General features: G+C 47.9%; 12 protein-coding genes. 10 read left to right on the forward strand and 2 right to left on the reverse strand.

What is annotated here, in order from left to right; translation table 11 throughout:
• The first annotated feature begins 81 nt into the window (after positions 1-81).
• The 5 genes from FSB75_RS22310 to FSB75_RS11560 all read left to right on the forward strand — a co-directional run bounded on the left by FSB75_RS22310 (position 82) and on the right by FSB75_RS11560 (position 11,529).
• Entirely contained in the window at positions 82-4,416 is a 4,335-nt protein-coding gene (locus tag FSB75_RS22310; RefSeq protein WP_146787355.1) for a PKD domain-containing protein, read from the forward strand.
• Positions 4,417-4,544: 128 nt separating this feature from the next.
• Complete coding sequence (locus FSB75_RS11545; protein ID WP_146787359.1) at positions 4,545-4,955, forward strand: hypothetical protein; 411 nt, start codon at positions 4,545-4,547, stop codon at positions 4,953-4,955.
• Between the two features lie 179 nt (positions 4,956-5,134).
• Positions 5,135-9,430 carry a PKD domain-containing protein gene (locus tag FSB75_RS11550; protein ID WP_172623124.1) on the forward strand — a complete coding sequence of 1,432 codons (4,296 nt, stop codon included), beginning with the start codon at positions 5,135-5,137 and terminating at the stop codon, positions 9,428-9,430.
• Positions 9,431-9,498: 68 nt separating this feature from the next.
• Entirely contained in the window at positions 9,499-10,536 is a 1,038-nt protein-coding gene (locus FSB75_RS11555) for a PorP/SprF family type IX secretion system membrane protein (protein ID WP_227990563.1), read from the forward strand.
• Positions 10,537-10,656: 120 nt separating this feature from the next.
• On the forward strand, positions 10,657-11,529 hold the full coding sequence (locus tag FSB75_RS11560) for a hypothetical protein (protein WP_146787365.1): 873 nt from the start codon (positions 10,657-10,659) through the stop codon (positions 11,527-11,529).
• 75 nt (positions 11,530-11,604) lie between these two features.
• On the opposite strand, the gene FSB75_RS11565 is transcribed toward FSB75_RS11560, so the two are convergent.
• Positions 11,605-13,203, reverse strand: a complete 1,599-nt coding sequence (locus tag FSB75_RS11565) for a catalase (protein ID WP_146787368.1) — start codon at positions 13,201-13,203, stop codon at positions 11,605-11,607.
• A gap of 161 nt (positions 13,204-13,364) precedes the next feature.
• Here FSB75_RS11565 and FSB75_RS11570 point away from each other — a divergent pair, with 161 nt between their 5' ends.
• The 3 genes from FSB75_RS11570 (at position 13,365) to FSB75_RS11580 (ending at position 15,272) form a co-directional block, all read left to right on the forward strand.
• Complete coding sequence (locus tag FSB75_RS11570) at positions 13,365-14,303, forward strand: hydrogen peroxide-inducible genes activator (protein WP_146787371.1); 939 nt, start codon at positions 13,365-13,367, stop codon at positions 14,301-14,303.
• Positions 14,304-14,363: 60 nt separating this feature from the next.
• Positions 14,364-14,837, forward strand: a complete 474-nt coding sequence (locus tag FSB75_RS11575; protein ID WP_146787374.1) for a redoxin domain-containing protein — start codon at positions 14,364-14,366, stop codon at positions 14,835-14,837.
• A gap of 84 nt (positions 14,838-14,921) precedes the next feature.
• The gene (locus FSB75_RS11580; RefSeq protein WP_172623125.1) at positions 14,922-15,272 is read left to right on the forward strand and encodes a T9SS type A sorting domain-containing protein; all 351 of its coding nucleotides are present in this window, start codon (positions 14,922-14,924) and stop codon (positions 15,270-15,272) included.
• A 124-nt stretch (positions 15,273-15,396) separates the two neighbouring features.
• Here FSB75_RS11580 and FSB75_RS11585 read toward each other — a convergent pair whose 3' ends face one another.
• Positions 15,397-16,572 (reverse strand): class I SAM-dependent rRNA methyltransferase, encoded by a 1,176-nt coding sequence (locus FSB75_RS11585; RefSeq protein WP_146787380.1) that lies wholly within the window; start codon positions 16,570-16,572, stop codon positions 15,397-15,399.
• Between the two features lie 186 nt (positions 16,573-16,758).
• Between FSB75_RS11585 and FSB75_RS11590 the strand changes: the two genes are divergently transcribed.
• Both FSB75_RS11590 and dnaJ read left to right on the forward strand, forming a co-directional pair.
• Positions 16,759-17,322 (forward strand): nucleotide exchange factor GrpE, encoded by a 564-nt coding sequence (locus FSB75_RS11590; RefSeq protein ID WP_227990564.1) that lies wholly within the window; start codon positions 16,759-16,761, stop codon positions 17,320-17,322.
• Between the two features lie 193 nt (positions 17,323-17,515).
• Positions 17,516-18,676 carry a molecular chaperone DnaJ gene (gene dnaJ, locus FSB75_RS11595; protein ID WP_146787383.1) on the forward strand — a complete coding sequence of 387 codons (1,161 nt, stop codon included), beginning with the start codon at positions 17,516-17,518 and terminating at the stop codon, positions 18,674-18,676.
• Positions 18,677-18,685: the final 9 nt, after the last annotated feature.

The following is an 18,685-nucleotide window of genomic DNA, read 5'->3' on the forward strand; positions in this document are numbered from 1 at the left end:
ACCCAATGAAAGCGGAACAATTTTTTCGGCAATAGCTTAACCTTTCCGTTTGGGCAAGGTCAACCACTTAAACCGGACCGATTGAGAAACATTTGCATCCTACTTCTTGCTATCCTGACTTGCACCCTTTGCCACGGACAGGCGCCCGCAGCCAATTTCACGGCCGCTCAAGCTTCCGGTTGTGCGCCGGTCATTATTAATTTTCAGGACCAGTCTACCGGAAGCCCCACAAGCTGGCAATGGAATTTTGGCAACGGGGTTACGTCTACCCTGCAAAATCCTTCTACCACTTATTTTACGCCGGGCACTTATACCGTTACCCTTACAGCAAGTAACGGAAGCGGGAGCAACACGCTTACCCGTACAGGCTTTGTTACCGTTTATGCAAAACCAACGGTAAACTTTTCCGTAAACGACAGCGCCGGCTGCGCACCGCTTGGCGTACAGTTTACCGATTTGTCCGTAGCAGCGCCGGGCACCGTTAATACGTCTTGGGTCTGGGACTTTGGAAACGGCACCAATTCGCCAGCACAAAATCCGTCAACCACGTACACTCTTCCCGCCAATTATACGGTTAGCCTCAAGGTCACAAGCGACAAGGGCTGTTTTGCCACGGTTTCAAAACCGGCTTACGTTCAAATTTCGGGCAGCCTGCAGGTTGATTTTTCAAGTACAGGCGTCAACCGCTGTCGTACGCCTTTCCCGGTAAACTTCACCAACAACTCAACCGGGCCGGGAACGCTTTCCTATCTCTGGACCTTTGGCGATGGTGGAACATCAACGGCGCAGAATCCCTTACACACGTACAGCACACCGGGTGCTTACAATGTTTCACTCGCCGTTACCAGCAGCAACGGATGTACCGATACCCTTCGCAAGGCTTCTTTCATCAACATTCAAAACATCAATACTTCGTTTACTGCAATTGACAGCGTTTGCGTGAAATCGCCGGTCAATTTTAGCAACAGTTCCACCCCATCTCCGCAAGGCAGTGCGTGGGATTTTGGCGACGGAACAACTTCAGCAACTTTAAGCCCGGTAAAAACCTTCACCACGCCAGGAACGTACAGCGTACACCTGCTAAATACATACACGTATTGCAGTGATTCTGCATCCAAAACAATTAAAGTATTTCCGCGGCCTGCATCAGCTTTTACCGGCACAAATACCTTTCAGTGCAAGCCACCGCTCACCGTTACTTTCACCGATGCCTCTACAAGTGCCGTAAGTTGGCAGTGGAATTTCGGCGACGGCAATACATCAACGCAACAAAGTCCATCACATACCTACAACGCTTACGGAAACTATACCGTAACACTGATTGTAACCAATGCCAACGGCTGCACCGATACGCTTTCGCAACCTTCTTTTGTAAGAATTCAAAAGCCTGTGATTTCGTTTCCAACGCTGCCGTTAAACGGTTGCGTGCCTTATACCACCACACTTTCGAGCAACGTAAACACGCCGGATAACGTAGCGTCTTATTTGTGGAATTTTGGCGACGGCAATACCTCTGTACAAACAACGCCGACCCATACATACAGCACGCAAGGAAATTACACGGTGAAGCTTACCATCACTACCAGCACGGGATGCACAGAGAGCGACAGCGTTACGAATGCCGTAACCGTTGGCCGCGTGCCTACCGTTGATTTTACAGCTGTCCCCAACCCCGTTTGCACTTTCGGGCAAGTACAGTTTACGGCTGTTTTTTCGGAAGGGAATGCCTTTGCCTGGAATTTTGGTGATGGTTCTACAAGCAACGTTCAAAATCCGGTTCACCAATACACGGATACGGGAAGGTATAACGTCAACCTGACCGTGACCAACAACGGCTGCGCCGTTACGGCTACCAAGCCGGCCTTCATTCAATCAAATCCACCCATTGCCGGTTTTCGGTTTAAAAACGATTGCCAGAACCGCAAGCTCTTTTTCTTCACAGATACCTCGGTTGTTGGCTTAGGAACGCCAACTTATGAGTGGGATTTTGGCGACGGCAGCCCTGTTTCCACTTCACCCAGCCCTTCGCATTTGTTCCCGGCGTTCGGAACCTATATTGTTACACTGAAAGTAAGCGTGGGCGGATGCACAAATACCAAAACGCTTAATCTAAATGTTTTCAACGAAACGCCTGCGTTCACGGCCGACAAACGGGTGGCCTGCAAAACCGCCACGGTTAATTATACATCGCAAAGCAACAACCTTGGAAATATCGTTTCGTATGCATGGGACTTTTCAAACGGAACCACCTCCAACGCTCAAAATCCGCAAATAACCTACAGCGCAAGCGGCAGTTTCACAACCACTTTGATAACAACCGATATTTACGGATGCAAAGACACGGTAGCGCAGCCAAATTATATTCGGATTAACGGGCCTTCCGCAGGTTATACTGTAACTAACAACAACGGCTGCAAAGGCCTCAAAGCTTCGTTCACCAGCACGGCGCAATCTGATGGCACAAACCCAATTGTTATCTGGCAATGGAAGTACGGCGACGGCGCATCGCAAACTTTTTTTGCACCATTTTCGCCGCAACACACCTACAACGCTGTGGGCAGCTATACCGTTCAGTTGACCGTTACTGACACTTTGGGTTGTAAAGACAGTTTGATTCTTCCGGGTCTTGTTAATGCCACATCTCCCAAAGCAGATTTTAGCGCCAACGACACCTTGAGTTGTTTGGGTAGTTCTCTCAACTTTACCAACAACTCCACCGCTCAAAATTTCACCATGATCTGGGATTTTGGCGACGGGTCAACCTGGGGTGGCAACAATCCTCCGCACATTTATCCAGACACGGGTTATTACACGGTGAAACTCAAAATTGTTGACCAATATGGCTGTGCCGACTCACTCACAAAGGCCCGGTACATTCACATCCAAAAAACTGTGGCTGCCTTTGCTGTTTCCGATTCCCTTGGCGGTTGTACACCCTTTGAAGTAAAATTCAATAATGCCTCCCAGTTTTACACTTCTTCGCTCTGGCAATTGGGCAACGGGAGCAGCACCGTCACCAACCCATCGCAGGTTTACAACACGGCCGGCACTTACAACATCAAACTGACCGTAACCGGCCGGGGTGGCTGTGCCGACACGGCCGTAAAAACTATCCGCGTTTTTGACGCGTCGGCCACGACCTTTTCGTATTCGCCTTTCAACGGATGCAAACCACTTGAACTAAACGGTACGGTAAAAAGTCCGGCCAATCTGAACTTTACCTGGGATTTTGGCGACGGCACAACAATGACAACAACAGCCCTCAATGCCGTTCACACGTACAACGTGTTTGGCAATTACGTGCCCAAGCTCCTGCTCTCCGACTCGGGCAATTGTTTGATTCCTTTAATCGGGATCGATACCGTAAGAATACTGGGGGTGAATGCAAAGTTTGGTTGGGACAAACGCTTGTTCTGCGATAGCGGCACTGTTAGCTTTACCGACTCTACCACGTTTAACGACCCGGTCACTTCGTATGCCTGGGATTTTGGGGACGGAAATCCTTCCACCGCAACATCACCCGCCCACCATTTTGCAACCCCGGGAACCTATACTGTATCGCTGATTTTGCAGACTCAAAACGGTTGTACAGACACTGCTAAAGTTGATCAATTGGTAAAGGTGGTGGAAAGCCCCTCGGTACGCATCAACGGCGACTCTATTATTTGCCAGAACGACGTTGTGCAATATACCGGTCTTTTTAACCGGATGGACACATCGCTGGTGCAATGGGCTTGGCGTTTTCCAAACGGTGCCTCCTCGGCACAACAGATTCCCTCGGCACAAACCTTTACCGCGCCGGGAACCTTTACCGTACAAGCCGTTGTCACCAACAGCAGCGGCTGCACCGATACGGCAACGAGGAATTTATTGGTTAATCCGCTTCCGGTTATTACCGTTTCTTCGCCGCTAACAACGCTGTTGGGAACACCCGTTTTGCTACCAGCCACATATATCAATAACATCGTCTCGTATAGTTGGGCACCGGCCACTGGGTTGAGTTGCACCGATTGTCCGCAACCTTTGGCTTCGCCCAAATTCAACACCTTGTACAAGGTAACGGTGGTGGACGAGAACGGATGCAAAGCCACCGGCAAGGTCGAAGTCATTGTACTTTGCCGGGGATCCTTGGTGTTTGTACCGAACACCTTTTCGCCCAACGGCGACGGCAGTAACGACGTGTTTTACGTGCGGGGAAAAGGCCTTGACCGTGTAAAAAGTCTCCGCGTTTTTAACCGCTGGGGCGAAACCGTTTTTGAAAAGCAGAACTTCGCCGTAAACGATCCGTCGGTAGGCTGGGACGGAACCTACAAAGGACAAAAGCTTTCCCCGGACGTGTACGTTTATCAGGTTGAAGTTTTTTGCGAAAACGCGGAGATCATCCATTTTGAAGGAAACGTTTCACTGATCAGGTAAGTACCATTACGGCCTGAAATCCTCTACCAGCAAGCGCCATTACAGACCCGCTCCACAAAAAATAGCGGTGCTTTGCTTGCCCTTGCGGAAGGAAATGAATACTTTGGTTAACCATTCCAATGAATGCAATGAAAAACATTTTACTTTTTGGCTTCTTTTTTTGCACACTGGCGGGGTGCAAAAAAATTATTGAATCAACCCAGGAAAACCTCGTTGTAAAAGCCATGACCGATGGCCAATGGAAAGTAACCCGCTTTAAACGCGATACTGCCGACGTAACCGCGAACTTTGCGCCTTATCTTTTTCAATTCAGAACGGATAACACGGTAGAAGCCCTTAACAACAATGCCGTGGAAAGCAAGGGGAGTTGGGCAGCAGACGCTGCTGCGCGAACCATTGTCTCTTCGTTTAACAATAACGCTGCCCTCACCTTACAACTGCTTAACGGTACCTGGACCATCACCAACAACAGTTGGACGTTTGTAGAAGCAATTCAAACGGTAAACGGCGAGGTTCGGACGCTTCGCCTGGATAAGTAAAGACAGGAAGCGTAATTTGGCAGCAAAGTTTTTAATCCGTGCTCTCTCTTGGGAACAGTTTTTGCGAATTGCGGGTGCGCTAAAAATCCACCAACCCCAACGCCTGCCACCGGGCGTAAAAACGAGAGTAATTGTTACGCAAGTCCACCATTCTTACGCTAATCTGCGTATGCCTATCCTTGATAGTATGCGCACAAACGCCTGCTGCCAGTTTTACGGCTGTGCCGGCATCGGGCTGCTCGCCGCTGGTGGTTAATTTCTCGGATGCGTCCACCGGCAATCCAACTACCTGGTTCTGGGACTTTGGCAACGGCGCCACCTCTACCTTAAAAAATCCTTCCACTACCTATTTCATTCCGGGAAAATATACCGTCAAGCTAACGGTGACCAATTCATCGGGAAGCGATACCAAAACTCAAACCGATTTTGTAACGGTTTACGGCAAGCCGACGGTTTTGTTCGGCGCCAGCGACTCGATTGGCTGTTTTCCTTTTCCGGTTCGCTTTGCCGATTTATCCCTGGCCAGCACAGGTACAGCCAACACATCCTGGATTTGGGATTTTGGCGACGGCGCCCAATCGAGCGTTCAGAATCCACAGAACAAATACGGGAGCAGCGGCAACTACACCGTTTCGCTGAAAGTCACCAACGACAAAGGCTGTTTCGCAACGTTTACAAAACCCGCTTACATCCGCCTAAACGGCGGTGTAAAACCCGACTTTACTTTCCTTCAACCATCGGCTTGCCGCACACCCGTCACCATCGGTTTTACCAACCTTTCCACCGGTCCAAACACCTTGACCTATCAATGGAATTTTGGCGACGGCACAACCTCCGCCCAGCAAAATCCTTTGCACACCTACACATCCCCGGGGGCCTATTCGGTTTATTTGGTGACAACAAGCAGCAGTGGTTGTACGGATACGCTGACAAAGCCAAATCTTTTTAATCTTGGTAACATTACTACTTCCTTTACCGCACCGGACAGTGTTTGCGTAGGCGAGGCCGTAGCAATTACCAATACTTCTTCGGCGCCCGCCATTAGTACTCTTTGGGACTTTGGCGATGGCGCAACGGCAACGTCTGTCAGCGGAACAAAAACCTATACGGTTCCCGGAACTTACACCATCCGGCTGTTACAATCTTATGGCGCCTGCACCGATTCGGCCAGCAAAAGCATCAAGGTCAGGCCCATACCAAAAGCCTCCTTTATAGCCGACAAAACCGCTTTTTGCCAGGCTCCGGCCACGGTGAATTTTACCGATGCTTCGCAAAACGCCGTTTCGTACGAGTGGAACTTTGGCGACGGCGCAACGTCTTCTCAACAAAACCCATCGCACACATATACCGCCTTTGGCAATTACACCGTGAAATTAAAAACAACAAATGCCCTGGGCTGCGCCGATTCGTCAACCCTTACCGTCACTATCAGCAAGCCGGTGATTACGCTGAGTGGCTTGCCGCAGGAAGGCTGCGTTCCGTACACCGCAAATTTTGTTGCTTCTGTTTCCTCCCCTGATCCCGTTGTTACTTACGCCTGGGATTTTGGCGACGGAGCCTCTTCCTCTGCGGCGGCGCCTTCGCACACCTACACAGCGCAAGGAACGTACACCGTTACGCTAAAAGTGACCACGCAGAGCGGCTGCACCGAAAGCTACTCATATGCGGCGGCAGTTAAAGCAGGCACCAAACCGCAGGTAAATTTTACAGCCACGCCGAGAGAAGTCTGTGCGTTTCAGACGGTTTCCTTTTCGAGTCTAACCACAGGTTTGTCAACCGGTAGCAACGTTTCTTATCTCTGGAACTTTGGCGATGGCGGAACTTCAACGGCCCAAAACCCCACATACCAATACAATGATACCGGGACGTTTAACGTAGTGCTTTACGTAAAAAACAACGGTTGCGAAGACTCGCTGCGCATTGACAGATTCATTAAAATAAAGCCGCCCATTGCCAACTTTATCTACCAAACCAGTTGTGCCAACAAACTCCATTTCGGTTTTATTGACCGTTCCATTGGCGCCACTTCGTGGCAATGGGATTTTGGCGACGGCGTTACATCAACGCAACAAAGTCCCACACATGATTATGCCGCTTACGGAACCTATATTGTAAAACTTCTTGTCTCGAACGACACTTGCACGCATACAAAAGCGCTGACAATACGGATTGTAAATGGCACGCCTGATTTTCATGCGCTGCCTACAACGGCGTGTAAAGGCGCAACCATCAGCTTCGCAGCCGACACGATGAATGCGGCCAACATTGCCCGGTACGATTGGAACTTTGGCCACGGCGGTTCAAGAGGTTTGGGCATCAACGGTTCGACGGTTTATCCAAGAGCCGGGCTTTATTCTGTGAGCCTGACCATTACCGACGTAATGGGTTGCGTGGACTCGGTGGTAAAGCCGCAATACATTCGCATTACCGGCCCAACGGCTAATTTCATTGCGGCCAACAACAACGGTTGCCGCGGACTGACGGCCACCTTCACCGATTCATCAAAAAGCGACGGCATCAGCAACCTCGTTCGCTGGCAATGGAATTTTGGCGACGGCACAACGGCAAACGACGCAACAGGACGACTGCTTCAACACAGTTATTTGCTGGCAGGTTCTTTTCCCGTTTCGCTGAAAGTAACCGATGCCGGCGGATGTGTGGACAGCATCAACCGGCCTGCATTGGTGAATGCCTCCAACATCAAAGCTGATTTTGTTTCGGAGGATACGCTGAGTTGTCCCGGTGCAGCTATTCATTTTACCAACAATTCCGCAGCCTCATCTGCTTATACGAGCACATGGCAATTTGGAAACGGAGACACCTCTTTGCAAAAAGATCCCGTTGCTTCTTATAACGCCGATGGCGTGTACAGCATTAGGCTGAAAATAAAAGATGCCTTTGGCTGCAACGATTCTTTAACGAAGCCTCATTACATTACCGTCAAACATCCGGTAGCGGGTTACACCGTAAGCGATTCGGCTTCTTCGTGTACACCTTTCATGGTGCATTTCACCAATACCTCCACTTTTTACACAAGCTATATTTGGGACCTCGGCGGCGGCACCAGCGTCTTTACCAACCCCACACAGTATTACAACCAGCCGGGCACGTACAAAACAAAACTGATTGTTACCAGCCCGGGCGGATGCCGCGATACGGCCACAAAGGACATTACCGTGATTGATGTAAGCGGCGCAAGGCTTTGGTACCTGCCCCTGAACGGATGCAAACCGCTAACGGTGGATGTGCACGCCGTTGCCCCAAAGAACATGGATTACGTGTGGGATTTTGGCGACGGCACCATCATCAGCAGCCAGGACACGGCCACGCGGCACGTGTACAATTTCTTTGGCGACTTTGTGCCCAAAATTATTTTGAGCGACAAGAGCGGTTGTGTGATTCCGGTTACAGGTCCCGATACGATTCGCATCAAAGGCGCCACGGCGAAATTTGGTGTGGATCGTCGCCTGCTTTGCGACAGCGGCCTTGTGCGTTTTTTGGATTCAACAACCTTCAACAATCCCATCGTTGCTTACAACTGGAATTTTGGTGACGGAACGAGTTCTACCCAATCTACCGTAACCCATTATTATAACAAGCCGGGTATTTATCCCGTGTCGGTAGATGTGCTCACGCAAAGTCTTTGTGTGGACACCTTCCGGTTAAGTGTGCCGGTAAGGGTGGTGGCTTCGCCCGATGTGCGCATTGACGGCGATTCGGTGATTTGCATTGGCGAAGGCATGAATCACCTAGGCGCATTCAACCGAACGGACACATCGCTGGTGCGATGGGCCTGGAATTTTCCAAACGGAAACACTTCGGTTGTGCAATTACCGCAAAAACAGATTTACAATTCGGCCGGAAAGTTTTTGGTGCAGGCCATTGCCACCAACAGCGACGGCTGCAAAGACACCGCCGTAAAAAATATCAGGGTAAATCCTTTGCCATCCGTGCAATTGCCATCAGTACTGACCACCCGAACCGGAAACCCGGTAACATTGCCTGCCGTTTATTCCGGCGGCGTGGTTGACTACAAGTGGACGCATGTGGAAAGCCTGAACTGCGGCACTTGTCCGCAACCCGTTGCAAGTCCAAAGTTCAACACAAAATATACCGTTGACTTTGTGGACAACAACGGCTGCAAAAACAAAGGCGAAATACAGGTAATTGTGTTTTGCAACAATGACAACGTTTTTGTACCGAATACATTTTCGCCGAACGGCGACGGCAGCAACGACGTGTTTTACGTGCGGGGTAAAGGCCTGAACCGCGTAAAAAGCCTGCGAATCTTTAACCGCTGGGGGCAAGTGGTTTTTGAGAGAATGAATTTTGCAGTAAATGATGCGTCGGCAGGTTGGGACGGAACCTTTAACGGCGCAAAACAAAAACCCGACGTTTACATCTACCAGTTGGAAATTTGGTGCGACAACAGTACGGTAGTGAGCTTTGAAGGGAATGTAGCGCTGATTCAGTAAAGAATACAGAGACAGGAGTCAGAATTCAGGAGAAAAGGCATGTAAACAAAAACATCAAACGACAAAACATGAAAGAAGCGATTAGAAAAGCATTCAGTGGAGTAATGAAAAGTGTTTTGCTTTGTCTCCTGGGTTCTGTCTCCTGTCTCCTGTCTCCTGCTCAGGACATTCACTTCTCCCAATTCTTTGAAGCGCCGCTTTTGCGCAATCCTTCACTTGCCGGAATTTTTGCCGGCGACGTTCGCGTGCAGGCCGTTTACCGCGACCAATGGAACAGCATAACCACCGCTTATAAAACAGCTTCCATCAACGGCGAATACAAAATGCCCGTGGGCAAAGCCAATGATTTTGTTACAGTGGGTTTGCAATTGTTACAGGACAGGGCCGGAACCATTTCATGGGTATCAACCTCCGTGTTACCAGCTATCAACTATCATAAATCATTGAGCAACGAACGCACCAGTTACCTTTCGCTTGGCTTTATGGGCGGCTGGGTGCAAAAGCGCTTTGACAGAACCAAGATGACGACGAACAGCATGTTTGATGGATTAGGCGATGGAGAAATAAATCTTCAGCCGCAATACAGTTATTGGGATGCGTCGGTAGGCATGAGCTACAACGCGCAGTTGAACGGCAATCCGGAAAACAATTTCTACCTCGGCTTGGCCTATCATCATTTTAACCATCCAAAGAATTCTTTTTTCCGCGATCCGCGCATTGAACTCCAGCCCAAGACCGATGCTTCAGCGGGAATTCGTTTTGCGGTGGACGAAGGAAGCTATATCACGTTGCAAGGCAATCAATCTTTTCAAGGCGCTTTTAGCGAAACCATTGTCGGCGGCTTGTACGGGATAAAAATTGGCGATTACGAGAAGCCATCTTACGTGCTGCACGGCGGTTTGTTCACACGGTTGAACGATGCTATTATCCCGGTGGTGAAAATTGATTACAACCCTTTCTCTTTTTCGTTTAGTTACGATGTGAACGTGTCCAAATTAAAAACGTCCAGCTACGGTCGCGGCGGTTTTGAATTGGGCTTGTCTTACGTTGGTTTTACGGACAGAAACAATTCAACGTTGAACGCAGTTGTATGTCCGCGGTTTTAACTTTTGAAGGCTTTCACTTTCTCCTTATGATACTCACGACTGCCCTTCAAGCTTCGCTAAATTTCCTTAGGCAACTGCCGCAGGCTGACAACGTATTTACAAAGGTTCAAGAAACAGCCAATGCCTTTCTTTACCAAGCCGTTCGCAAAAGTTTACAACACGCTTTATGCTTTCTACCATTCGCGAAATGATACGGACATACAAAAACTGCTGACGGCAAATCTTGTTTTACACAATCACGCAAGGAGAACGGAAGAATTTATCGCCAACATTCAGGCCGCCGAGTTTCGTGTTTTCTCGCAATGGGGCGATGACGGCATCATTCAATTCCTGGTAAATTACCTAGAGATTGAACACAAAAATTTTATCGAATTTGGCATAGAAACCTACCATGAAGCAACCACACGCTTTTTACTCGTTCAGAACAACTGGAGCGGCTTTGTAATGGATTCATCAAAACGAAACATCTCACAGTTAAAAGCACAGGATATTTATTGGCGGCACGATGTTCTTGCATTGCCTGCCTTTGTTACCAAAAACAACATCAACCAATTAATTATTGACCACGGTTTTGAAAACAAGGTTGGCCTTTTGCACGTTGACATTGATGGAAACGATTATTGGATCTGGAAAGAAATTAGCGCCATAAAACCGGAGATCGTTATCGTAGAATACAATCACCGCTTTGGTGCCTCAATGCCTTACGTAATGCCGTACACTGATAAGCCAGCAAGCGGGCAGGAACGAGGCGCCTCCCTTCTTTCGCTTTGCGACCTTGCAGAAGAAAAAGGCTACTGTTTCATCGGTTGCGAAAGCCACGGCGTGAACGCTTATTTTGTTCGAAAAGACAAAATCAAAGATATCTCTCCGCTTACCGCAGAACAAGGTTACGTAGCCGCCAAAGCCGGTAATCGCTTTCATCATTCGAACACGAAAGAAACAAGCGTTTACAACACCCGCACAAACAAAATAGAATTCATTCAACTGCCTTAAAGCAATGGATTTCGTTTGAATAAAAAACCCAACCAGCAAATACCGGTTGGGTTTTACAATAATGAGAATATACAATTAATAGGGCTTTGCTTCTTTCGATACTTCTCCCGCCTGCTTCACGCCTTCTTCGGTTTTTGTTGCACCCGATGGCGCACCAACTTCACCGGTATTTTTTGCCTTGTTTTTTAATCCTTCAGCCACGCGGCGGCCATAATCCGCATCGGCTTTTGTAAAGTTCTCAATCATTTTATCCTGGATCACTTTATTGGCATTGGCCAACGTGTTCACCAGATTGCTGATTAGTTCATCTCTTTCCCAATCTTCAAAATTTCGGTAGGTTTCACCGGCCTGCTTGAAGTCGTTTGTGCGGTCAATCTTTTGACGAACCAATCTTGCGTTGTATTGAGGTTCATGATCTTTACCAGCCTTCGGTGCTTCTTTTAATCCACCCAAACTTGAGGGTTCGTAGTTGATGTGCGGGTTCACGCCTTCCACCATATCCTGGTGATAAGCCATCTGTCCGTCACGTTGATTGGTAGCCACCTTGCAACGCGGTGCATTAATAGGCAATTGCAAATAATTTGTACCAACGCGATAGCGTTGCGTGTCGCTGTAAGAGAAAGTTCTGCCCTGCAACATTTTGTCATCGGAGAAATCCAATCCATCTACAAGCACGCCTGTACCAAATGCGGAAAGTTCTACTTCAGCAAAATAATTCACCGGGTTTTTGTTCAGCGTCATCTTGCCAACCGGCAACCAGGGGAATTGATCTTTCGGCCAAAGCTTCGTATCGTCCAGCGGATCGAAATCCAGTTCGGGATGATCGTGATCTTCCATGATTTGCACCAGCAATTCCCATTGCGGATAATCGCCTCTTTCGATGGCTTCGTAAAGGTCTTGCGTGGCGTGGTTAAAGTTTTTCGCCTGTATTTCTGCCGCTTGTTCTTGCGTTAAGTTTTTGATTCCTTGCAGCGGCTCCCAATGGTATTTTACCAGCACAGCCTTGCCTTCGCCGTTCACCCATTTGTAGGTGTTTACACCCGAGCCTTGCATCTGGCGGTAATTGGCCGGAATGCCCCAGGGCGAAAACAGGAAGGTTGCCATGTGCGTTGCTTCCGGTGTGTTGGAGATGAAATCAAAAATGCGTTCGCCGCTTTGAATGTTGGTAACGGGATCAGGCTTTTGCGAGTGAATTAAATCAGGAAATTTTAGGGCATCGCGAATGAAAAATATTTTGAGGTTATTGCCCACCAGATCCCAGTTGCCGTCTTCGGTATAAAACTTTGTGGCAAAGCCACGTGGGTCTCTTAATGTTTCAGGCGAATGGCCGCCGTGACCAACGGTTGAAAAACGAACAAACACCGGTGTTTGCTTTCCTTTCTCTTGGAACAGTTTTGCACGGGTATATTTCGAAACCGGTTCGTTGCCTACCGTTCCATATGCTTCAAACACGCCATGCGCACCTGCGCCGCGTGCATGCACAACACGCTCAGGAACACGTTCGCGGTCGAAGTGCGACATCTTTTCAAGGAACTGATAATTTTCTAACGTAGCCGGTCCGCGGTTGCCAACAGTCCGTAGGTTCTGATTGTCGGTTACGGGATGGCCTTGGCGTGTGGTCAGTATCTGCGGCCCTCCATTCTGGCCGTTGCCGTTTTGTTGTTCGTTGTTCATACGATTAAAGTTTGAAAGGTTAATGCGTTTGGTTTTGTGCGCAAGCAATTGCTGCGTTCGAAACTAAGACAAGGCTCTCGCCATTGCGCTGACAAAAGTCACGGAATAAGCGCATAGACAAAAACAAATCTTTCTATACTTTTATTGATATTATCTATGAGATGAATTTGCAGCAACTCGAATACATTGTTTCGGTGGACACACACCGCCATTTTGAAAAGGCCGCGGAGAAATGTTTTGTCACGCAGGCCACCTTAAGTGCGATGATAAAAAAGTTAGAACAAGAGCTTGACGTCATCATTTTCGACCGCAGCAAGCAACCTGTCATGCCTACCGAAACGGGCAGGGCAATTCTTGAACAGGCAAGAATTATTCTAAAAGAAACGCAGCAGTTAAGACAGCTTTCGAAAGAAGCCAAATCGGGCACGGGCGGCGAACTGCGCATTGGTGTCATTCCCACTGTTGCGCCTTATTTGCTGCCGCTTTTTCTGACGGCTTTTCTAAAAAAATATTCGGCGGTAAAACTGAAAATCGTGGAGCAGACAACGGAGCATTTGTTGCAACTTTTGGCTTCCGACAAATTAGACGTTGCCATCATGGCAACGCCGCTTGTAGAAAAAGGCTTTGCCGAAAAGCACCTGTTTTACGAAGAGTTTAAAGTTTACGTGGCGGAGCAAAACCGCAGCCTGAAAAAGAAATACATTTTAGCCGAAGACATTGACATAAACAAATTGTGGCTTTTGGAGGAAGGCCATTGCCTTCGTTCGCAAGTGCTGAATCTATGCGAAATTCAAAAACAGCAGGCCATCATTCATCACCTCGATTACGAAACCGGCAGCATTGAAAGTTTGCTAAAAATTACTGAAATGAACGGCGGCATCACCATCATCCCCGAACTTGCTACAATTCAATTCGATAAAAAAGGGAAGGAAAAATTGCGGCATTTTAAACAACCGGTGCCGGTGCGGGAAATCAGTTTGGTAACCTATCGTCATTTTATAAAAAAAGGCTTGCTGCAGGTTTTGGAAAAAGAAATTGCCGCAGCAGTAAAGCCTTTTCTAAACAAAAAAACTAAAACCGACGTAATTGCGGTTTTATAAGGTGGCCCGTTTATTTTGAACTTCTTTCAAACGAAATTGTTTTCACTCTAAATAGATTTTATGGCTTTACAGATTGGTCAGCAGGCGCCGGATTTTACTTTGTTCAATACCGAAAAAAAAGAAATCAGCCTTTCGGATCAAAAAGGACAGAACCTGTTGTTACTTTTCTTTCCCCTGGCCTTCACTTCGGTTTGTACAGCCGAGTTGTGTTCGGTACGCGATAATTTAAAAATTTATGAAGGCCTCAACGCAAAACCCTTCGGCATTTCGGTGGATTCGCTCCACACGCTAAAAAAATTTAAAGAAGAACAGGCTTTAAATTTTGAACTGTTAAGCGATTTCAATAAAGAAGTGTCTAAGGCTTATGATGCGTTGTACGATACGTTTGGTTATGGCATGAAAGGCGTTTCAAAACGAGCGGCTTTTGTGATTGACGAAAGCGGGATCATTCGGTATGCCGAAGTTTTGGAGAATGCCAGTCTTCAGCCAAACTTTGAGGCCATTCGGGAAGCGCTTTCCGCCTTAAAAGTCTGACGAAAGTTTCGCTAATTTTCGGCAAGACCTTTGCACTTTTAAGATTATGAATTATAATTGTATTCGAATTTAAAATCGTCCTATTTGAAGAAATTTTTACTTATAGCGTTCGTTTTTATTGTTTCAACCGTCCTCTCTCAAGCACAGCAAAACAGGCTGGCTTCTTTGCCGACGGAGGGACAATCTACGATTGTACGCTTCTATCCAAATCCTGCCACAACGGTCATCAATTTCGATTTTCAAAAGACCTACGAACAAGGTTATTCACTGCAAATCTTTAATGCCATTCTGGGACGCAAAATGTTTGAGCAGGGCAATTTGCCCGAGCGCACCACGGTCAACCTTTCCGATTTTCCCCGCGGCATGTACATCTACCAGCTTTTTGACAAGAGCGGCCGGATGGTGGAGAGTGGCAAGTTTCAGGTGGCGAAGTAATACCTGAGCCGGGATGTTTTGGATGTATGAATGAACAGGATAAATCTTTTTATATTAAAAGCCGTTCAAGAAGTTGAAAGGCTTTTTTAATCCAATGCATCACAACCATCCCCTACATCCCGGCTCAGACAACCTGCACAATCAAAAACTTCAGATAGTTCGTATTCTCCATATTCCAGATTATCGGATGGTCAGAAGACTGGGCCTGAAAGGTTATCTGCCGCAATTTCCTGCGGGCATCTTTTGCAGCCATGTCAATGATCTTCAGGAAGAGATCCGGCTGTACAAGGTTGGTGCAACTTGACGTAACAAGAAAGCCGCCGGGTTTTATCAGCTTCATGCCGCGTAAATTAATTTCCTTGTAACCCGTAATCGCTTTCTGAATGTTGGCGCGGCTCTTTGTAAAAGCAGGCGGATCCAGCATCACCACATCGTAACGCTTTCCTTCTTCCTTGCCCCATTGCTTCAGTACATCAAAAGCATTGGCCACTTCAAATTTTACAACATTCTGCAAACCGTTCAGTTCCGCATTGCGATTGGCTTGCGCCACGGCATTTTCCGAAATATCGATACCCAAAACAGATTTTGCACCGTAATGCGCCGCATGAATTTCAAAGGTTCCGGTGTAGGTAAAGGCACCCAAAACATCGGCGCCTTTTACAATGTTTTGAATGGCCCGGCGGTTGTCCTGCTGGTCTAAAAAATAACCGGTTTTTTGCCCATTTTCCAAGTCAACGTGAAACTTCAGTCCGTTTTCGTTGATGATAATTTTTGTATCGAACGGCTCCGATAAAAATCCTTTTTGCTGCGGCAGACCTTCCAGTTCCCGCACGGGGACGTCGTTGCGTTCGTAAATGCCTTTGGGCTTGAACACCGTTTGCAAAGCTTTTACCAACGCCGGTTTCCAAACATCAATGCCCAAGGCCAGGGTTTGAATGACAAAATAATCGTTGAACTTATCAATGATGAGCTGCGGCAGTCCATCGGCTTCTCCAAACACGAGCCGGCAATTTTCAACGTAGCCGATCTGCTGACGGTAAGACCAGCACTCTTTTATTTTTTGCAGAAAGAAATCATCATTAACCGTTGCTTTCTTATCCACTGTAAGCAGCCGCAACATAATCTGCGACTGGGCGTTGAAGTAGCCTTTGCCCGCAAACTTGCCGTCGTGAAAATAAACCTCTACCACATCGCCTGCCACTGGCCCCCCTTCCACTCTTTCCACTTCGTTGGCAAAAATCCAGGGGTGACCGCCGGCAATCCGTTGTGCAATCTTTCGCTTCAGGTAAACCTTTTTCATGGGGCGCAAGCTACTGAATGTGCAAATGTGCCAATTGGCAAATGTGAAAATGAAGAGGCAATTCTGTGTGGTTGTTTCATTGGCCACTTGCACGTTTTCGCATCAGCACATTAAAAGACATTTTGTCCTTTTCTTAAGCCTTGGCAACGTTCTTGAAACCTACCTTTGCACCTCAATTTTTAGCACATGAACAAGACGGAAATGCAGGATAACGGCCGCCCCCACGAGACAGAAGACTTTAACATCAACGCCGATGAAAACATGGCGGGCAACCAGCACCTGAACGAACCGGTTGCGGAAGATTCCGAGATTGAAAATTTAAAAGAACAAATCGCCCAGCTTAACGATAAATACTTGCGCCAGGCAGCGGAGTTTGATAATTTTCGCCGCCGCACGGCCAAAGAAAGAGTGGAATTGATCCAAACCGCCAGCAAAGACGTGATTACCGATTTACTGGACGTGCTGGATGATAGCGAAAGGGCACAAAAAGGCCTTGAAACCACCGACGATGTGGCGCAAATCAAAGAAGGCGTTAACCTCGTCTTCAACAAATTTCGCAACACGCTTTTAGCGAAAGGATTAAAACCCATGGAAGTGGTGGGCACGGATTTCAACCCCGATCTTCACGAAGCGGTAACGGAAATTGATGCCGGCGAAAAAATGTACGGCAAAGTAGTAGCCGAAGTGCAAAAAGGCTATTACCTCAACGATAAAATCATTCGCTTCGCTAAAGTGGTCGTAGGCAAATGAAGGAATTCAAAAACGGGCAACCGTTTTCAAAACATAAAAAAGTTCTTTAAAGGAAAGCGAGACTAATCCAACCAACAGACACATTGCCATCAGCGCCTGTTGTGTCGCTCACTTCATCGTTTAGAACAATACTGAACAAAAGAGATTTGAGCAAAAGCCGTTCAAATTTCAAACACCAAATCAGGAGTCACAAATGTCGAAAAGAGATTATTACGAGATATTGGGCGTAAACAAAGGCGCAGCCACGGAGGAAATTAAAAAAGCCTACCGGAAGGTTGCCATGCAATACCACCCCGACCGCAACCCCGGAGACAAATCGGCCGAAGAAAAATTCAAGGAAGCCGCGGAAGCCTATGAAATTTTGAGCGATCAGGACAAACGTTCGCAGTACGACCGCTTCGGGCACGCCGGCGTAAGCGGCAACGGTCGTGGTGGACACGGCCAAAACATGGAAGACATCTTCAGCCAGTTTGGCGACATCTTTGGCGAAGACATCTTCGGCTCTTTCTTTAGCGGCGGTGGCGGAAGAAGAGGGGGTGGCGGAGGTCGTGCGGCCCGCGGTGTTCGCGGCAGCAACCTGCGCATCAAGCTAAAACTCACTTACGAAGAAATTGCAAAAGGCGTTACCAAAAACATCAAGGTAAAAAAATACGTTACCTGCCATACGTGCAGCGGCAGCGGCGCCAAAGACAAAGGCAGCGTACAAACCTGCGGTACTTGCGGCGGCAGCGGACAAGTGCGCAAAGTAACCAACACTTTTTTGGGCCAAATGCAAACCGTCACTACCTGTCCAACCTGCAACGGCGAAGGCACAACGGTAACGGCAAAATGCAACAGTTGCAAAGGCGAGGGACGAGTGTACGGCGAGGAAACCGTGACCATTGACATTCCGGCCGGCGTGCAGGAAGGCATGCAGCTCAACATCAGCGGCAAGGGCAATGCCGGCGAACGTGGCGGCTCGCCCGGGGACCTGATTATTTTGATTGAAGAAGAAGCGCACAAAGAACTACAGCGTGAAGGCCTGAACGCGGTTTATGAACTGCACATTTCCTTTACCGATGCAGTCTTTGGAACAAACCTGGAAGTGCCGACGATAGACGGCCGGGCAAAAATTAAAATCCCACCGGGCACGCAAAGCGGCAAAATTTTCCGGCTGAAAGGGAAAGGGTTTCCAGCCGTAAACAGTTACGAAAAAGGCGACCAACTGGTGCACGTAAACGTGTGGACGCCGCAGCATCTTTCCGCCGAAGAAAAGACGATGTTGGAAAAGTTGAGCAACTCGCAAAACTTCAAGCCCAATCCCGATAAAACAGAGAAATCGTTTTTTGACAAGATGCGGGAAATGTTTTCGTAAAAGATACAG

Origin of the sequence: Flavisolibacter ginsenosidimutans (assembly GCF_007970805.1) — a bacterium.
In the GTDB taxonomy this organism is placed as follows: Bacteria; Bacteroidota; Bacteroidia; order Chitinophagales; family Chitinophagaceae; genus Flavisolibacter; species Flavisolibacter ginsenosidimutans.

What these genes read in the sequence shown, in the direction of transcription:
- FSB75_RS11590 (WP_227990564.1), top strand. Translation starts at nt 16,759, where the DNA reads ATGAACAAGACGGAAATGCAGGATAACGGCCGCCCCCACGAGACAGAA.
- FSB75_RS11570 (WP_146787371.1), top strand. Translation starts at nt 13,365, where the DNA reads ATGAATTTGCAGCAACTCGAATACATTGTTTCGGTGGACACACACCGC.
- FSB75_RS11555 (WP_227990563.1), top strand. Translation starts at nt 9,499, where the DNA reads ATGAAAGAAGCGATTAGAAAAGCATTCAGTGGAGTAATGAAAAGTGTT.
- FSB75_RS11560 (WP_146787365.1), top strand. Translation starts at nt 10,657, where the DNA reads ATGCCTTTCTTTACCAAGCCGTTCGCAAAAGTTTACAACACGCTTTAT.
- dnaJ (WP_146787383.1), top strand. Translation starts at nt 17,516, where the DNA reads ATGTCGAAAAGAGATTATTACGAGATATTGGGCGTAAACAAAGGCGCA.
- FSB75_RS11565 (WP_146787368.1), bottom strand. Translation starts at nt 13,203, where the DNA reads ATGAACAACGAACAACAAAACGGCAACGGCCAGAATGGAGGGCCGCAG.
- FSB75_RS11585 (WP_146787380.1), bottom strand. Translation starts at nt 16,572, where the DNA reads ATGAAAAAGGTTTACCTGAAGCGAAAGATTGCACAACGGATTGCCGGC.
- FSB75_RS11545 (WP_146787359.1), top strand. Translation starts at nt 4,545, where the DNA reads ATGAAAAACATTTTACTTTTTGGCTTCTTTTTTTGCACACTGGCGGGG.
- FSB75_RS11575 (WP_146787374.1), top strand. Translation starts at nt 14,364, where the DNA reads ATGGCTTTACAGATTGGTCAGCAGGCGCCGGATTTTACTTTGTTCAAT.